Raw genomic sequence first — 18555 nt, 5'->3', positions numbered from 1 at the left:
GTTTCTGGACAGAAAAAGCAAAAAGACATGTAAGATGATAACAGGAGCCTTGAATATAGGAGGAAGAACGGCAATGAGAATACAGAAATTAGATGAAAACAGCAGAAAAAATCTATTAGAAGATCTGTTAAAGAGAAGCCCGAACAATTATGGACAGTATGAGCAGGGAGTGACAGAAATTCTCGCAAATGTAAAGGCAAACGGAGATCAGGCTCTGTTTGAGTACACAAAAAAATTTGATCAGGCAGACTTAAATGCAGGAAACATCAAAGTTACAGATGCTGAGATTGAAGAGGCTTATGCACTGGTAGATCGAAAGCTTGTTGAGATTATCCGTAAATCACTTGCAAATATACGTACTTATCATGAAAAACAGCGTCAGACAAGCTGGTTTGACAGCAAACCGGACGGAACGATCCTTGGACAGAAAGTGACAGCACTTCACAGAGTAGGTGTGTATGTACCAGGTGGAAAGGCAGCGTATCCATCTTCTGTATTGATGAACATTGTACCGGCAAAGGTAGCTGGAGTTGATGAGATTATTATGGTGACACCTCCGGGAAAAGACGGAAAGGTAACACCGACTACACTGGTGGCAGCAAAAGAGGCCGGAGCAGATGCAATCTATAAAGTCGGCGGAGCACAGGCAATCGGAGCACTTGCTTATGGAACTGAGAGCATACCAAAAGTTGACAAAATCGTAGGACCTGGTAATATTTATGTGGCACTTGCAAAGAAAGCAGTTTATGGTTATGTAAGTATTGATGCCATTGCCGGACCAAGTGAGATTCTTGTTATTGCAGACGAGACTGCAAATCCAAGATTCGTGGCAGCAGACCTTCTGTCACAGGCAGAACATGATGAACTCGCCTCAGCAATCCTTGTAACAACAAGCGAAGAACTTGCCAAGAAAGTTTCTGATGAGACTGACAAGTTCATAAAAGAATTATCCCGTGGTGAGATTATTCAGAAATCTCTCGATAACTATGGATACATACTGGTTACAGATACGATGGATGAGGCAATTGAGACAGCAAATGAGATTGCCTCCGAGCATCTTGAAATCCAGACAAAGAATCCATTTGATGTCATGACAAAAATCCGTAATGCCGGAGCTATTTTCATCGGAGAGTACGCAAGTGAGCCACTGGGAGATTATTTTGCCGGACCGAACCATGTTCTTCCGACAAATGGAACTGCAAAATTCTTCTCACCACTTTCCGTAGATGATTTTATTAAGAAATCAAGTATAATATCTTATTCTGAAAATGCACTTCGTGCGATCCACGAGGATATTGAAGCATTTGCTACAGCTGAACACTTAACTGCACATGCAAATTCAATTAAAGTTCGTTTTGAGAAATAAGGAGGCTTGAAAGATATGGCAAGAATAGCAACAAAGAAACGTACAACAAAAGAAACTGACATTGAAGTAACACTGAATCTTGATGGAACCGGGAACAATCAGATCGATACTGGAATTGGATTTTTTGATCATATGTTGGACGGAATGGCAAGACATGGGTTGTTCGATCTTACCGTAAAGGTCAATGGAGATCTGGATGTGGATTGTCATCACACCATAGAAGATACCGGAATCGTAATCGGACAGGCAATTTTGGAAGCGGTAGGAGATAAAGCCGGAATCAAGCGGTTCGGGCATATGATTCTTCCGATGGACGAGACACTGGCACTGTGTGCAGTAGATCTTTCCGGACGTCCATATTTGAAATATGATGCAGAATTTACGGTAGAGAATGTCGGTGAGCTGGATACCGAAATGATCAAAGAATTCTTCTATGCCATATCTTACAGTGCAATGATGAATATTCATCTGAAAATTATGGATGGAGAGAATAATCACCATATGGCAGAAGCCCTGTTCAAGAGCTTTGGTAAGGCTCTTGACATGGCGACAATGAGAGAACCGCGTATTGATGAGGCGTGGACAACGAAAGGAAGCCTGTAAAAGGAGAGAATAAAACTTAATTATGATAAGTTACAGAAAATTAATCCCATGTATTTATATTGCAGGAGGGAAAGCGATAAAATGGTTTAATGACCGGGAAGTACTGGCAGATAATGTAGTAGAGCTCGCGAAGCACTACAGCGACCGCGGGGCAGATGAACTTCTGATTTTTGATTTATCAGATTCTGATGATGATCACGAGGCATCTTTAAATCTTCTCAGACAGATTCATAATGTGATCAGTATTCCAATGGTAGCAGGAGGCAACATCAAACGTATGGAAGATGTACAGAGAATCCTGTATTCCGGAGCTAAACGAGTGATTTTGAATTTTTCAAAACCGGACAGTGCTGAGATGATGGCAAAAGCGGCTGAACGTTTCGGAAAAGAGAAGGTTGCAGTTTCGTTAGATGATTTTGACGGATTGTTCAAGAATCAGCATTTGATTGAAGATAATTGCAGCCAACTGATTTTTATGCACAGACTGGATCTGAACTCTGTTGTGGCAGTTACAGACATTCCATGTGTCATTGTGACTGATACGATGGAAGAACTGGAATTATTTAAAATTTTAAAATCCGAAGGAGTCAAAGGTCTGTCTGGACGATATATCAGTCAGCCGGAAATGAATTTTAATGATTTTAAAGAACTCTGCGAAAAAGAAGATATTCAGATGACTTCATTTGAAAGTATTATGGAGTTCTCACAGTTTAAGAAAAATCCGCAGGGGCTTCTTCCGGTCATCGTACAGCATTACCAGACAGGAGAAGTGCTGATGCTGGCGTATATGAATGAAGAAGCATTTAACCAGACGGTTAAGACCGGGCGCATGACTTATTACAGCAGAAGCAGACAGAAGCTTTGGCTGAAAGGAGAGACAAGCGGACATTTTCAGTATGTGAAGTCACTGACAATAGATTGCGATCTGGATACGCTCCTTGCAAAAGTCGATCAGGTGGGAGCAGCTTGTCACACAGGAAATCCAACTTGTTTCTTCCAGCCTATTGTTGGAAGTGATAATAATGAGAAGAGCCCGGTACAGGTGTTCGAACATGTTTACCAGACAATTATTGACAGAAAAAATAATCCAAAGGAGGGGTCTTATACAAATTATCTCTTTGAACAGGGACAGGATAAGATCCTGAAGAAGATTGGAGAAGAAGCAACCGGCATTGTGATTGCCTCCAAAAATCCAAATCCGGAAGAATTGAAAACGGAAATGGCAGATTTCCTTTATCATGCTATGGTACTGATGGTGGAAAAAGGAATTACATGGGAAGATATTACAAATCAGTTATTGCAGAAATAGATTCCTTGCAGGTATAGGTGCATAAGTAAGTTCATAGATTTAAGAAAGCGATAAATGTTCAATAATGAATAAGATGGAGGAAGCTATGAATGATGCAGAAAGACGCAGGCAGGAGCTTTTGGAGCAGACAAGGGCTCTGTATAATGATAGAAGGACGATACCTGCAGTACACCCAAGATATGCAAATGCATATCATTACCTGTATGGAAAGTCACAAGAGGATATAAATGAAGATACAAAAGGCGGAACATTTGGAATCCGCCTTTTTTTGTGTGCATTGATGTTTGCTGCATTTTTAACAATGGATAAACAAAAACAGGAAGTATTTCATATGAGCAGCAGTGATATAGCCAATGAAATTACAAAAGATACGGATATTCAGGAAATTTGGAAATCATTGTAACAGGTTGTAATAAATTGTAACAAAACCTTAAGAAATTCCTAATAACTATCCCGTTGAGAAAAATGTCGAACTGAGCTATACTTAACTGAGAATAAGAAAAGGAAAAGTGGAGAAAGAATACCTATGAGTAAATTTCGAGATGAAGATGAATTTAATATAGATGAAGATCAGAGATATGCTTTTGGTGAAGACTATGATCTGGACGATGAAGACAGCGGATTAGATGACGATGAAGACTATGGAGACTATGATCTGGACGATGATTATATAGATTACGGAACAGAAGCAGAAGATTCGGAGAGGTATTCTGACTATGACGAAGACGATGATTGGATTTCTCATGAGAATAGAAGAATCCATGGAAACCATTCGAAGAAAAAATCGGATGATCTGAAAGGGTATGATAGCAGAAGTGAAAGACATGAAAGCCTTAAAAACCACCGAAAGAGAAAGAAGAGGAATCAAATCCTGATTTTGGCAGCCTGTTTAGTACTTGCATGTCTGGTCTTGACCGGAATATTAAAGTTTGCCGGAGTGATTGGTGTTAAGACTGAAGTTACGCTCAAAGCAGATAAGATTGAAATACAACAGAACAGTCAGGATCCGGTAAATCTTACAGCTACGGCAACATCGGAGGACGAGAAAAAAGCTGCCAAAGTATGGCTGGATAAGAAAAAGGGTTACAGTGTTGCAGATTTCATCAATGAACTGAGAGCTGGAAAGAATTATGAGATTTCCACAGATGCCAAGACTGATACAGAAGGAAAATACAAGATCACGATTAAGATGAATTCCGATATCCAGAAAAAGCTGGAGAATGAATGGAAACATAAAGTCAGACTGACAGTTGAAGGCGGTACATTTGTTGTGACAAATCCAACAGGAACATGGGATGGAGACAAGTTTAAGAAGTACGATGGTACATATGTAATGAATGATTTTGTGGTTTCCAAAGGTAAGACTTATTATTTTGATGCAGATGGTAATAAAGTAACCGGAAAGCAGACCATCAATAATGCAACATATTTCTTCAATAAAGACGGTGTTATGCAGACGGGATGGAAGAAAACTGATGACGGAACATATTATCTAGGGGATAATGGTGCGGCAGTCATTGGCTGGCAGACCATTGAAGAAGATGATTATTATTTCGACAATAGTGGAATTATGGCGACCGGAGAAGTTCAGGTAGGTCTTGTAAAATGTACATTTTCCAAAAAAGGTAAACTGAAATCAAAAGGAGATGTCAATATTGATGCGAGTAAACCGATGGTGGCGCTTACATTTGATGACGGACCGGGAGAACGAACTGGAGAGCTTCTGGCTCAGTTAGAGAAGTATAATGCACATGCAACATTTTTATGCAGGGAAAGAATATTCCGGGAAAAGAAGATTTTGTAAAGAAGATGAAAGAAATTGGTTGTGAATTAGGAAACCATTCTTATGACCATCCGCAGCTTACAAAGCTCAGTGCAGATAAGATCGCAAATCAGATTGGTACAACGAACGATCTGATCCAACAGGCAGCAGGATCCACGGCAACCGTCATGAGACCACCTTATGGTGCAATCAATGATACGGTAAGATCTTCTGTAGGACTGCCAATGATTTTATGGAGTATTGATACCCTGGATTGGAAGACAAGAAATGCACAGTCAAGCATTGATACGGTTATGAATGATGTACAGGATGGAGATGTTATTCTGATGCATGATATCCATACAGAATCTATTGATGCGGCACTTGTCCTGATTCCAAAACTTGAAGAAGCAGGCTATCAGCTTGTGACGGTTTCAGAGATGGCAAAGGCAAAAGGCGTTGCATTACAGAACGGTGAGAAGTATGTTGATTTCTGGGCAAAAGATGTAGAAAAGTATAAGAGCAGCGGCTCAGCCCTGACAGATACAAGCAGCAGTTCATCATCTGATGCGAAGAGTGAAGCAACATCTGATGCAGACAACTCAAAGAAAAGTGACAGCAGTTCTAAAAAGAGTAGCAAGAAGAGTAATTGAAATCATAAGGTGTTAAAGAAAGAATCTGTATAATATATCAGCTGGGAGATGACTTCCACCTTTATAGGTGGTGAGAAACAAGCTTGTATCAGTGGGGGAGTCAATCCCCCAGCTGATATAGCCTCCGGCGGGATTGCAGAGGTGCGCAGTAGAAGTATGTCATGCAATTGCATGACGCGCACCTCGCAGCAAGAATGCCGAGGCATTCTTGAATATTATTCAATAGTTAAGAAGGGACAACTTGTGAAAGCTAAAAGGACAAACATTATAAAAAAACAAGGAACAAAGACATTGGCAGGGATTCTGGCAGTTGGCATGACATTTGGCACACCGATTTCAGTACTTGCAGATGATAATACATCTGACAGTACGATGGAACAACAGGCAGGGGTACAAAATGTACTGGCTAAAAAAGTCGATGGTTCAGAAACTTTAGTAAAAGTATCTGAAGTAGTACTTGGAATGATTCAGCGCAATGAGGTGAAGCTGGACACCGATAAGTTTCTGAAAGATGTGACGACTGGACAGAAGGTAGATCCGACAACCGGAGAACGAGTAACAGAACTGGGAACACCCGTAGAACCGAGCGAACCGGAAATACCGACAACACCGACAGAACCGAGTGAACCGGAAATACCGGAAACACCGGCAGAACCGAGTGAGCCGGAAGCACCGACAACACCGAGTGATCCAGATGAACCGGAAACTCCTGCTGACAATATAGAAAATACAGAGACAGATCAGAATGGGCAAGCTAATCAGGAGGAAGCGGTTCAAACTGAGAATACAGAAACAGCAAGTAATGAGGATTTAATTTCCAGGCAGCAGATTGTAAAACTTCCACAGATTATTGATGATTTCAGATTTTGGACAGTTGCGAGAACTTATGCATTTGCAAAGGATGATCTGTATGTCAGAGAATCCATTCCGGAAGGAATAGATGGAACCGCCGACACATCAGATGAGTCTTTGAAAGCAGATAAAAAGGCTGCGAAAAAAGAAGCAAAAAAGTTAAATGCCATTTACGAAAAGGCAGAGCAGAATAAAAAAGCAGCAATTCACGCAGAGCTTATTACCGAACAGCAACAGACAGAAGACGATGTGACGCTAAACGAGAATGTAACAGATCAGAATGCTGAGCAGGTCCGTTACATTGGTAAACTTGATAAGAATGGTCTTCTTTACATTTTAAAAGAAGAAGAAAATGGCTGGCTTTACGTAGAGTCCGGTAATGTCAGAGGATTTGTGAAAGCATCAGAAGTTTATACCAGCAATGCAGCGCAGAAACTTTTGGAAGTTTATCAAAAAGAAGCAAAGAAAACTGCAGCAGAGAATGGGACTGAATATACTGGAATTGAAGGAACGGCAGCAATTGCCCAGACATTAGTTTCACCACTGGAAAATCAGGCATATACGTATCTGCGTGCAACGGTAAATCAAACTGTTGCAGATAAGAATTATGCGACGGTAAATGCGACGATGCTGAATGTACGTGAGGGCAAAGGTACAGAATCCAGAATCGTGGGAACGATGAATCAGGGAGCACTTTGTTATGTGCTTGCAGATGCGGATTCTGACTGGGTATATGTGGAGTCCGCAGATGTGCGTGGATTTGTGGCAAGACAATATCTGAATACTGGAGATGAAGTAACCACACAGGTGGAGATTACAGGTGAGGATCACTATCAGACTGCAGAAGAAATCATATCGCCAGAAGAGAATCAGGCACTTTACTATACACTGATGTCTACAAAAGAAGGAACTCCGAATGGAGCAGTTCGAGAATCTATTTTGGAATATGCGTCTCAGTTTATAGGTAATCCATATGTCTGGGGAGGAACCAGTCTGACAGAAGGGGCAGACTGTTCGGGATTTGTGCAGCAGATTTATAAGGCATACGGATATGAACTTCCAAGAGTTGCACAAGATCAGAGTCAGTATGGGACACAGATTCCTGTGGAAGATGCCCAGCCGGGAGATCTGATTTTCTACGCAAAAGCGGGACATGTTTATCATGTAGTCATGTATGCTGGCGATGGAAAAACGATTGAGGCAGCCAACACGAAAGCCGGAATTATCAGTGGCACTGTCAATACGGAAAATGCAGTGTGGGCAACTCGTATATTGGAGGATAATGAGGTAGTTGTTGATGGAGGCATTGGAGAAGTCAATGCGACGACAGATATGTATGGTACATGTCTTGGGAATTTTAAGATTACATACTACTGCGCATGCGAAAAGTGTTGTAATAAAGCAGATGGAATTACAGCAACAGGAAGCCGTGTGGCAGAAGGAAGAACCATTGCAGTTGATCCAAGTGTCATTCCATACGGAACAAAAGTTATCATCGGAGGACATATATTTACAGCAGAAGACTGTGGTGGAGCGATTAAGCAGAATCACATTGATATCTATGTGAACAGCCATGAAGAGGCAGAGGCGCTTGGCGTGGCAAATGCCTCTGTATATCTGGTGAAGTAAGAATTTTTTTTGAAGATTTATTATGAATTGCAAAATGAGAGACAGTAAAGTAATGAAATCATGCTTTGCTGTCTTTTCTGAGCTAAAAACACAGGCGTTTATTTTCATATAGAGGATAATAAAAAGGAAGAAAATTATGAGCAGGGAAAACAAATACGAGATTGATATGTGTAATGGATCAATCATGGACAAGTTAATATCATTTGCATTGCCGTTGATGTTATCCGGTATGCTGCAGTTAATGTTCAATGCGGTGGATATTGTAGTCGTAGGAAGATTCAGTGGAAGCCAGTCTCTTGCGGCAGTAGGGGCAACGACAGCGCTTATTTATCTTTTTACAAACTTATTTATTGGTATTTCTCTTGGTGCAAATGTATTAGCTGCCCGATACTATGCAGCGGGAAAGCATGAAGAAATGTCCGAGACCGTTCATACAGCGATGATGTTTGCTTTGATCAGTGGAATTATTATGATTTTTGTGGGATTATTTTTTTCAAGACTTGCGCTTGAGATTATGGGTACCCCTTCTGATGTTATTGATCAGGCAACGTTGTATATGAGAATTTATTTCCTGGGTATGCCTTTTTTTATGCTTTATAATTACGGCGCAGCCATATTAAGAGCTGTCGGAGATACGAAACGGCCGCTGATATTCCTGATTATTTCCGGAGTGGTCAATGCATGCTTAAATATGTTGCTTGTTATTGTATTCCATCTGGACGTGGCAGGAGTTGCAATTGCAACGGTGACTTCACAATTTATTTCCTGTGTACTGGTAATTGGTTGTTTATACAGAACTAAGAGCAGCTACCAGTTACGATTTTCCCGCTTGAAGATACGGAAAGAATATCTGAAACCAATCTGCCAGGTTGGAATCCCGGCTGGAATTCAAAGTACTGTAATTAATTTTTCAAATGCATTGCTTCAATCTTCGGTGAATTCATTTGGTTCAACAACTATGGCCGGATATACAGCAGCAAATAATATTTTTGGATTCTTATATGTCTCTGTCAATGCGATCACACAGGCATGTATGAGCTTTACCAGTCAGAACTATGGACTGCGAAAACTGAAACGTATGGATAAAATATTGATGGATTGCCTGATTCTGACGGTTGTCGTATCGCTTGTATTAGGAGGCGGAGTTTATTTATTTGGAGCAGAGATTCTGAGATTATATACAGAAGAGGCGGAAGTAATCCGTTGTGGTATAGAAATTTTTGCATATACCACCGTGACATATTTCCTGTGCGGAATTATGGATCTTTTTCCAGGGGCACTCCGTGGTATGGATCGTTCAACAGTACCGATGATCTTATCCGTTATTGGTACAGTGGGAACAAGAATTGTATGGGTGTTCTGGTTGTTCCCGGCTCACCGTTCGCTGGCATTTCTGTTTATTTCATATCCGGCATCATGGCTCATTACAATTGCGATGCAAGTTATTTGCTTTTATTTTGTGAGGAGAAAAGTGCATGGGTAACAGTAGGTTATGCTAAGATTTGACAGGAAATCCTGGATGTAACCGATAGTGAATAATATGTGGGAAAATATGCAATCGAATTTAATTGACTATTATCTGATTACCATATATTATTATATATTGTTAACCATTACTAAACGTCAGTCAGTGTTTAGAATTTTGGAAGTTTTGTAGTAATTTACGATTTTCACTCTAGAATAGACTAAAATACAGCAAAAAAACAGTTACAAAAAACAACGAAAATTTATGATTTTACAAGAAAAAACAGTAAGAATTTCTTTGTGTATATTGCACAAAGAATCGAGGAGATTTAATGAGAAAGCTTGCTTTAAATGATGAAATATTACTAAAAATCGAGAAGCCTGCCCGTTATATCGGAGGCGAGTATAATTCGGTCATGAAAGACCCGGAAAAGGTAGATGTCAGGTTCGCTATGTGTTTTCCGGACGTCTACGAAATTGGAATGTCCCATCTTGGCATCCAGATTCTTTATGACATGTTCAACCGCCGTGAGGATGTGTGGTGTGAGCGTGTCTATTCTCCGTGGGTAGATCTGGACAAGGTGATGCGCGAGGAACATATTCCTCTTTTTGCATTGGAATCTCAGGATCCAGTGAAAGAGTTTGATTTTCTCGGTATTACAATCCAGTACGAAATGTGCTATACGAATATTTTGCAGATTCTGGATCTGAGTGGAATTCCGCTTCACGCGAAAGAAAGGACGGAGGATGATCCAATTGTAATTGGCGGCGGTCCTTGCACCTATAATCCGGAACCGATTGCAGAATTTTTTGATATGTTTTATATCGGTGAAGGAGAAACGGTTTATGACCAGCTCTTAGATATTTACAAAGAAAATAAGAAAAATGGTGGAAGCAGATGGGATTATCTGGCAAAAGCTGCAGAGGTAGAAGGTATCTATGTTCCGGCGTTCTATGATGTAACATATAAAGAAGATGGCACGATTGATTCATTTGTACCGAATCATCCAAATGCAAAAGAAAAGATCAAGAAGCAGCTTGTAATGGATATGAGTGAGGCTGTCTACCCGGAGAATCCGGTCGTTCCATTTATTCGTGCGACGCAGGACCGTGTTGTACTTGAAATCCAGCGTGGCTGTATCCGAGGCTGCCGCTTCTGTCAGGCAGGAATGTTGTACCGTCCGACCAGAGAAAAAGACGTAGAGGTTTTGAAACAGTATGCTTATAAGATGTTAAAGAGCACCGGGCATGAAGAGATTTCGCTTAGTTCCTTAAGTTCCAGTGATTACAGTCAGCTAAAGGAGCTTGTAAACTTCCTGATCGATGAATTTAAAGGAAAAGGAATCAATATTTCTCTGCCGTCTCTTCGAATTGATGCCTTTTCTCTGGATGTTATGGAACGTGTCCAGGATATTAAGAAAAGCAGTGTGACATTTGCACCGGAGGCTGGTTCCCAGAGAATGAGGAATGTGATTAATAAAGGACTTACGGAAGAGGATATTCTCGGTGGTGCAGGACAGGCATTTGACGGGGGCTGGAACAAGGTAAAACTTTACTTTATGCTTGGACTTCCGACGGAAACTGAAGAAGATATGAAAGAGATTGCGGTTCTGGCAGATAAAATTGCGAGACGCTACTATGAGATTCCAAAGGATCAGCGCAATGGAAAATGTCAGATTACAGCCAGTAGTTCTTTCTTTATTCCGAAACCGTTCACTCCATTCCAGTGGGCGCCGATGTATGAAAATACAGAATATATTGCAAGAGCTGCCACTGTGAAACATGCATTTCAAGATCAGCTTAACCGTAAGAGTCTGAAGTACAACTGGCATGATGCAGAAGTGACTGTTCTGGAAGGTATCCTTGCCAGAGGCGACCGAAAGGTCGGAAAACTGATTGAGGAAGTATATCGTCTGGGAGCTATTTACGATTCCTGGAGTGATCAGTTCGACAATGATAAATGGATGCAGGCATTTGAAAATACTGGAATTGATATTGGATTTTACAATTTACGAGAACGCTATGAAGATGAAGTGTTCCCGTGGGATTTCATTGATATTGGTGTTACGAAAAAATTCTTGAGAAAAGAATGGGACAAAGCTATGAAAGGAGAAGTAACACCGAACTGCAGAATGCAGTGTTCCGGCTGTGGTGCCGCAAGATGGGGAGGAGGTGTCTGTGTTGAAGGCAAGAATTAAATTTCGAAAATACGGATGTATGAAATTTATCGGACATTTGGATGTTATGCGTTTCTTTCAAAAAGTGATGCGGCGGGCAGACATACCGATCGCGTTCAGTGGCGGATACAGTCCGCATATGATCATGTCATTTGCTCAGCCACTAGGAATCGGCCTTACCAGTGACGGAGAATATCTGGATATTGAATTGACAGAGCCGATTGATTCAAAAGAAGCGGTGGCCCGAATGAATGCAGTCAGCGTAGAAGGAATTGAGATGGTAAGTATGGTGCAGATTTCCGAGGAGAAAAAGGCCAGTGGTATGACGATTACGGCAGCCTCCGATTATCAGGTGTTTTTACTGGAATCAGGAAAGAGTTCGGATGTTCGAAGAAATATTCCGTCTGAATGGAAAGAATCCTGGGACGAGTTCTTAAGTCAGGAGCAGATTTTGGTTTGGAAGAAGACAAAGAAGAGCGAAAAAGAAGTTGATATTAAGCCGATGATTTACGGGTCAGAAATAAAGGAAGAATATATATATCTATATTTGGCAACCGGTAGCGAACAGAACTTGAAACCAGATCTTGTAATGGAAACATTTCTGAAATATATTGGGCAGGAAGATGCACCGTTGTTCTATAATCGCCTCGATGTATATGCAAGGGACGAGGCTGGAAAACTGGTGCCCCTTGAGGCACTTGGGACACCGATGGTCTGTTCTTAGTTAGAAAGAGTAGTTTGACGTGTTTTTTACAGCGAGAATGTGCCGAGGCGCATTCTTTGTTCAATAAGACAAGGAGTGATTGACTTGAGTAAAAAAGAAGTAAAGACAAATGCCATGCGTATGTTGGATCGTATGAAGATTCCATATGAATATGAAGAATATGAATGTGATGAATTTTCAGACGGTATTGAGACTGCGGATAAGTTAGGGTATGATCATAAATATGTATACAAGACACTGGTAACAACAGGAAAAAGCGGTGGGCATTATGTCTTTGTTATTCCTATCGAGGAAGAAATCGATTTTAAGAAGGCTGCAAAAGTTGTAGGTGAAAAATCACTGGAGATGCTTCATCTGAAAGAATTGACAAAGGTGACTGGATATGTGCGGGGAGGCTGTACATCAATCGGAATGAAGAAACAGTTCCCGACAGTGATCCAGGAAGATGCAAAAGAACTGGATCATATGCATGTCAGCGGTGGAAAGCTGGGCATGCAATTGACTTTGTTGCCTGAAGATCTTGCAAAAGCCGCAAACGCACAGTTTGCTGATGTTATTCATAAAGATTAACAGAGGATTTTTTGCGAGAATGCCGAGGCATTCTTGAAAGAAGGAGAGACAATTATGGATAATTACCTGACAGAAAATATTGATACCGTAATTTTTGATATTGGAAATGTATTGATACATTTTGCGTGGGAGGACTATCTTCATGATCTTGGTTATGAAGGTGCGATGTTTGACCGTGTGGCAGATGCAGTATTTCGCAGTGATGACTGGGATAAAGGTGATTCCGGACTTTACACGACACAGGAGTGGCTTGACTCGTTTATTGAAAATGATCCGGAGATTGAGGGAGATATCCGCAAAGTGTTCGAAGGATTTGGCGCGTCCATTGTCCCGTATCCGGTAACAGAACGTTGGCTTTCGTATATTCGTGAAAAAGGAATGAAAATGTACTATCTGTCCAATTATTCTGACGAAATGTACTGTCAGTCAGAGGAGCAATTAAGCTTTTTGAAAACATTTCACGGAGGGGTATTTTCCTGGAAGGAGAAATGTATGAAGCCGGATCCAAAAATTTATGAGATACTTCTTAAGCGTTATAAAATCGTTCCGGAACAGGCACTGTTCTTTGATGACAGACCTGAAAATGTGGAAGGTGCACGAAAGGTGGGCATAAATGGAGTCGTATTTAATACAGATATTCCATTGCAGATGCTTGAAAAATAATGTAATATATCAGAAGATAGTTTTTTCATTGGATGATAAATTATTCAGCATTACTAGATTATGTTATGTGGAGGAATACAAAAAAGATGATAAAGGTCGTAAAATTCGGAGGAAGCTCACTGGCTAGTGCTGCTCAGTTCAAAAAAGTAGGAGCTATTATCCGAAAAGAAGAGACAAGACGTTATGTGGTTCCGTCAGCGCCTGGAAAGCGTCATTCTGGTGACACAAAAGTGACAGACCTTTTGTATAAATGTTACGGACAGGCAATTTTAGATGATGACAGAGAAGAGGATTTTGAAGAAATCCTGAAAGTTATCAAAGATCGATATGATTCTATTATTAATGGATTGGAGCTTACGATTTCTCTGGACGATGAATTTAAGACGATTCAGGAAAACTTCAGTAAAAAGATCGGGAGAGATTACGCTGCTTCCAGAGGAGAATATCTGAATGGTATTATCATGGCAGCTTATCTGGGATATGAATTTATTGATGCAGCTGAAGTCATTTTCTTTGATGAAGAAGGAGAATTTGACGCTGAGAAGACAAACGAAGTATTATCCGAGAGACTGGCGCATACAGAGCGGGCAGTCATTCCTGGATTCTATGGATCTAATCCGGACGGAACAATCCATACATTTTCCAGAGGAGGATCTGATATTACAGGTTCTATCGTAGCAAGAGCAGTACATGCAGATATGTATGAGAACTGGACAGACGTATCAGGTTTCCTGATTGCAGATCCGCGTATTATCAAGAATCCAAAGGCAATCGACGTGATTACTTACAGAGAGCTTCGTGAGTTGTCTTACATGGGTGCAACAGTTCTTCATGAAGACGCAATCTTCCCTGTAAGAAGAGAAGGAATTCCAATCAACATCCGGAATACTAATGCTCCGGAAGACAAGGGAACTCTGATTGTTGAAGCAACATGCCAGAAACCGAGATTTACAATCACTGGTGTGGCTGGTAAGAAGGATTTTGCCTCCATTACAGTTGAAAAAGCCATGATGAACTCAGAGGTAGGGTTCTGTCGTAAAGTTCTGACAGTATTTGAAGATAATGGAATTTCTATTGAACATATGCCATCTGGAATTGACACTATGACAATCTTCGTTCATCAGGACGAATTTGCTGAGCGAGAGCAGAAAGTGATTGCGGGAATCCATCGTGCAGTTGAACCGGATTTCCTGGAACTGGAATCAGATCTTGCGCTGATCGCGGTTGTAGGACGCGGTATGCGTGCCACAAGAGGAACTTCCGGAAGAATATTCTCAGCACTGGCACATGCAAATGTTAACGTAAAGATGATCGATCAGGGTTCCAGTGAGCTGAATATTATCATTGGTGTGAGAAATCACGATTTTGATGCAGCAATTAAAGCAATTTATGACATTTTTGTAAATACAAGAATTTAGAGGAGAAACTATGATCATAGATTTTCACACGCATATGTTTCCGGATAAAATTGCTGCAAGAACGATTGATTTCCTGTCAAAGACAGGCGGTGACATGAATCCGTTTACCGATGGAACATGGAAAGGGCTAAAAGAATCTACAAAACAGGCAGGTATTGATCATTCTATCGTGCTTCCGATTGCAACCAGACCAGGTCAGTTTCATACAATCAATGAATTTGCAACACATTTTCAGGAAGGGACACTCATTTCTTTTGGAAGTCTGCATCCGGAAAGTGAGAATTATAAAGAAGAACTGAAACAGATTCAGGATATGGGCATGAAAGGAATCAAACTTCATCCGGATTATCAGGATACTTATTTTAACGATATCCGTTATAAGAGAATTATTTCCTATGCTACTGAGCTTGGACTGATAATCAGCGTGCATGCAGGTCAAGATCCGAAGTGTCCGGATAATATACACTGCACGCCGGCCATGGCAGAAGAAGTATTGAATGAAGTGGAACCAGAGAAACTGGTGCTTGCACACATGGGTGGTAATGAGCTCTGGAGTGAGGTGGAAGAACGGCTGGTTGGAAGAAATGTTTATTTTGATACAGGTGTGATTCTTGACCGTATGCCGCAAGAACAGTTCCTTCGTATGGTACGCGAACACGGTGCAGACAGGATTGTATTTGGAACTGATTCTCCGTGGGCAGATCAGAAAAAGTTTGTAGAGATTTTGAAGGAAATGCCTTTGGAAGAGGAAGAACGAAATCAGATTTTTGCTGGGACAGCAGTAAAATTACTGGGATTATAATTACACATTAATTGTGAACGGTTCTGCAGTTTTTGATAAGCGTTGAAAATTATTTTTGAATTTTTGGAAAAAGACTTGATTTTTGAAAAATCATATGCTAATATATACAGGTATGCCGCACAATGAGGTTTTAAAGTCTTGCAAAATTATTTTGCAGACACCGTAATTGGCGAGTAATGATAATAGGAGGTGCCATATGTACGCAATTATAGCAACAGGTGGTAAACAGTACAAAGTAGCTGAAGGCGATATCATTAAAGTAGAGAAGCTTGGTGTTGAGGCTGGAGAGACTTATACTTTCGACCAGGTGCTCGCAGTAAGCAACGACGGATTAAAGGTTGGTAATCCGACTGTTGAAGGTGCAACAGTTGAAGCTTCTGTAGTTGAGAACGGTAAAGCAAGAAAAGTTATCGTTTACAAGTATAAGAGAAAAACTGGATACCATAAGAAAAACGGTCACAGACAGCAGTACACTGCAGTTAAGATCGAGAAGATTAATGCATAATTAATTTTTGGAGATTATCCATGATTCATGTAGTCATTTATCAAAATGAGAAGGAAGAATGTACAGGATTTCAGACAGAGGGACATGCTGAATATGCAGATCCAGGACAGGATATTGTGTGTGCAGCAGCATCGGTATTGATTATCAATACGATGAATGCAATTGAACTTTATACAGAAGATGCATTTTCTGTATTTTCTGATGAAGAGACAGGCATGATTTCTTGGCATCTGGAAGGTAATCCTTCTAAAGAAGCCGGACTTCTTCTGAACACGATGATTCTCGGACTCAAAGGAATGGCTGATGACGAGAACTACGAAGAATATATTGATTTAACTTTCGAGGAGGTGTAACAACCATGATGAACTTAAATCTTCAGTTTTTTGCTCATAAAAAAGGAGTTGGTTCTACAAAGAACGGTAGAGATTCCGAGTCTAAGAGACTTGGTGCTAAGAGAGCTGACGGACAGTTTGTAAAAGCTGGTAATATCCTTTACAGACAGCGTGGAACAAAGATTCACCCAGGTCTTAACGTAGGACGTGGCGGAGATGATACATTATTCGCTCTCGTTGATGGCGTTGTAAGATTTGAAAGAAAAGGAAGAGATAAGAAACAGGTTTCTATCTATCCAGTAGCATAATTAAGAATGAGCAAAAGATGCTGCAATATAACTGATGCTAGTTGTTAGTTATGTGCAGCATCTTTTTTCTTTATCATAAAACAGCATTTTATTATAAAAAAGGAGAAAGAACATGTTTGCAGACAGAGCGACAATATCGATCAGATCCGGAAAAGGTGGCGATGGACACGTCAGTTTCCGAAGAGAATTATATGTTCCCAACGGCGGACCGGACGGCGGTGACGGTGGTCGTGGCGGAGATGTAATCTTTGAAGTGGACGAAGGATTGAATACTCTTCAGGATTACAGACACCGCAGAAAATATGCAGCGAAAGACGGTGAACCAGGCGGAAAAAAGAGATGCCATGGTAAAGACGCTGATGATATCGTATTGAAAGTTCCTGAAGGGACTGTCATCAAAGAGGCTGAGTCAGGCAAGGTCATTGCCGATATGTCTGGAGACAACAGACGTCAGGTCATCTTAAAAGGTGGAAAAGGAGGCCTTGGAAATCAGCATTTTGCGACAGCGACTATGCAGATTCCGAAGTATGCACAGCCTGGACAGCCGGCAAAAGAGCTGATGGTAAAACTTGAGCTTAAGGTAATCGCTGACGTTGGACTGGTAGGTTTCCCGAATGTCGGAAAATCTACACTTCTTTCCAGAGTAACCAATGCACAGCCGAAAATTGCAAATTATCACTTTACAACACTCAATCCGAACCTTGGAGTTGTTGATCTTGAAGGCGCAAACGGATTTGTTATCGCGGATATTCCGGGACTCATTGAGGGAGCATCTGAAGGTATCGGACTTGGACATGAATTTTTGAGACATATTGAGCGTACAAAGATGATGATTCATGTTGTAGATGCAGCAGGAAGTGAAGGACGTGATCCAGTGGATGATATTCATAAGATCAATGCAGAGCTACATGCATACAATGCAGAGATTGCAAGCCGACCACAAGTCATTGCAGCGAATAAAGTAGACCTGATTTACGATGATGGTGAGTCAGAAAATCCGGTAGAACGTCTGAAAAAAGAATTTGAACCGCAGGGAATCAAAGTATTTCCAATTTCTGGTGTTACAGGAGCAGGAATCAAAGAGCTTCTTTATTATGTTTCTACTGAAATTGAGAAGCTGGATGTTGCGCCGATCATCTTCGAGCCTGAGTACTTCCCGGATGAAGAACTTATTAATCTGGATCTTCCATATACAGTTGAGAAAGAAGACGATATGTATATAGTAGAAGGACCAAAGATTGAGAAGATGCTTGGTTACACGAACCTGGATTCGGAAAAAGGATTTGCGTTCTTCCAGAAGTTCTTAAAGGATACAGGAATCCTGGAGCAGCTTGAAGAACTTGGAATAGAAGAAGGAGATACTGTGAAAATGTATGGCCTTCAGTTCGATTATTACAAATAAAATAGAAAGGAAATTA

General features: G+C 40.8%; 16 protein-coding genes and 1 pseudogene. All 17 read left to right on the top strand.

The window, feature by feature from the left end; translation table 11 throughout:
- Positions 1-73 precede the first annotated feature (73 nt).
- Entirely contained in the window at positions 74-1366 is a 1293-nt protein-coding gene (hisD, locus tag LI149_RS01065) for a histidinol dehydrogenase (RefSeq protein ID WP_105308590.1), read from the top strand.
- 15 nt (positions 1367-1381) lie between these two features.
- Positions 1382-1969, top strand: coding sequence for an imidazoleglycerol-phosphate dehydratase HisB (gene hisB / locus LI149_RS01060; RefSeq protein WP_168933557.1), 588 nt, complete (start codon positions 1382-1384; stop codon positions 1967-1969).
- Positions 1970-1991: 22 nt separating this feature from the next.
- Positions 1992-3278 carry a bifunctional phosphoribosyl-AMP cyclohydrolase/phosphoribosyl-ATP diphosphatase HisIE gene (gene hisIE, locus LI149_RS01055; RefSeq protein WP_173785829.1) on the top strand — a complete coding sequence of 429 codons (1287 nt, stop codon included), beginning with the start codon at positions 1992-1994 and terminating at the stop codon, positions 3276-3278.
- 85 nt (positions 3279-3363) lie between these two features.
- Positions 3364-3681 (top strand): hypothetical protein, encoded by a 318-nt coding sequence (locus tag LI149_RS01050; protein WP_117656969.1) that lies wholly within the window; start codon positions 3364-3366, stop codon positions 3679-3681.
- A 123-nt stretch (positions 3682-3804) separates the two neighbouring features.
- Positions 3805-5693: pseudogene (locus LI149_RS15400) on the top strand (polysaccharide deacetylase family protein).
- Between the two features lie 243 nt (positions 5694-5936).
- Positions 5937-8174: an NlpC/P60 family protein gene (locus LI149_RS01040; protein ID WP_227142886.1), complete on the top strand. Its 2238-nt coding sequence runs from the start codon at positions 5937-5939 to the stop codon at positions 8172-8174.
- A 136-nt stretch (positions 8175-8310) separates the two neighbouring features.
- Entirely contained in the window at positions 8311-9657 is a 1347-nt protein-coding gene (locus tag LI149_RS01035) for an MATE family efflux transporter (RefSeq protein WP_117658559.1), read from the top strand.
- Positions 9658-9970: 313 nt separating this feature from the next.
- Positions 9971-11836 (top strand): TIGR03960 family B12-binding radical SAM protein, encoded by a 1866-nt coding sequence (locus tag LI149_RS01030; protein WP_227142885.1) that lies wholly within the window; start codon positions 9971-9973, stop codon positions 11834-11836.
- Positions 11820-12539 carry a TIGR03936 family radical SAM-associated protein gene (locus tag LI149_RS01025; protein WP_173789451.1) on the top strand — a complete coding sequence of 240 codons (720 nt, stop codon included), beginning with the start codon at positions 11820-11822 and terminating at the stop codon, positions 12537-12539. The genes LI149_RS01030 and LI149_RS01025 overlap by 17 nt, the downstream gene beginning before the upstream one ends.
- A gap of 84 nt (positions 12540-12623) precedes the next feature.
- Positions 12624-13109, top strand: coding sequence for a Cys-tRNA(Pro) deacylase (ybaK, locus tag LI149_RS01020; RefSeq protein ID WP_022278387.1), 486 nt, complete (start codon positions 12624-12626; stop codon positions 13107-13109).
- A gap of 54 nt (positions 13110-13163) precedes the next feature.
- Entirely contained in the window at positions 13164-13772 is a 609-nt protein-coding gene (locus LI149_RS01015) for an HAD family phosphatase (protein WP_168933562.1), read from the top strand.
- An 86-nt stretch (positions 13773-13858) separates the two neighbouring features.
- A complete protein-coding gene (locus LI149_RS01010) occupies positions 13859-15190 on the top strand; it encodes an aspartate kinase (protein WP_022278385.1) in 1332 nt (443 codons plus the stop codon).
- A 10-nt stretch (positions 15191-15200) separates the two neighbouring features.
- Entirely contained in the window at positions 15201-15992 is a 792-nt protein-coding gene (locus LI149_RS01005) for an amidohydrolase family protein (RefSeq protein WP_147566958.1), read from the top strand.
- A gap of 196 nt (positions 15993-16188) precedes the next feature.
- Positions 16189-16497 (top strand): 50S ribosomal protein L21, encoded by a 309-nt coding sequence (gene rplU, locus LI149_RS01000; RefSeq protein WP_005332804.1) that lies wholly within the window; start codon positions 16189-16191, stop codon positions 16495-16497.
- A gap of 20 nt (positions 16498-16517) precedes the next feature.
- Complete coding sequence (locus LI149_RS00995; protein ID WP_005332802.1) at positions 16518-16850, top strand: ribosomal-processing cysteine protease Prp; 333 nt, start codon at positions 16518-16520, stop codon at positions 16848-16850.
- A gap of 5 nt (positions 16851-16855) precedes the next feature.
- On the top strand, positions 16856-17137 hold the full coding sequence (gene rpmA, locus LI149_RS00990; RefSeq protein WP_005332800.1) for a 50S ribosomal protein L27: 282 nt from the start codon (positions 16856-16858) through the stop codon (positions 17135-17137).
- Between the two features lie 112 nt (positions 17138-17249).
- Positions 17250-18539 (top strand): GTPase ObgE, encoded by a 1290-nt coding sequence (obgE, locus tag LI149_RS00985; RefSeq protein WP_227142884.1) that lies wholly within the window; start codon positions 17250-17252, stop codon positions 18537-18539.
- Positions 18540-18555 lie beyond the last annotated feature (16 nt).

It is taken from the genome of Dorea sp. 210702-DFI.3.17 (assembly GCF_020560825.1).
GTDB lineage: Bacteria > Bacillota > Clostridia > Lachnospirales > Lachnospiraceae > Dorea > Dorea formicigenerans.
Note: the sequence above shows the minus strand (reverse complement) of the source record. Positions and strands in the feature narration are given on the sequence as shown.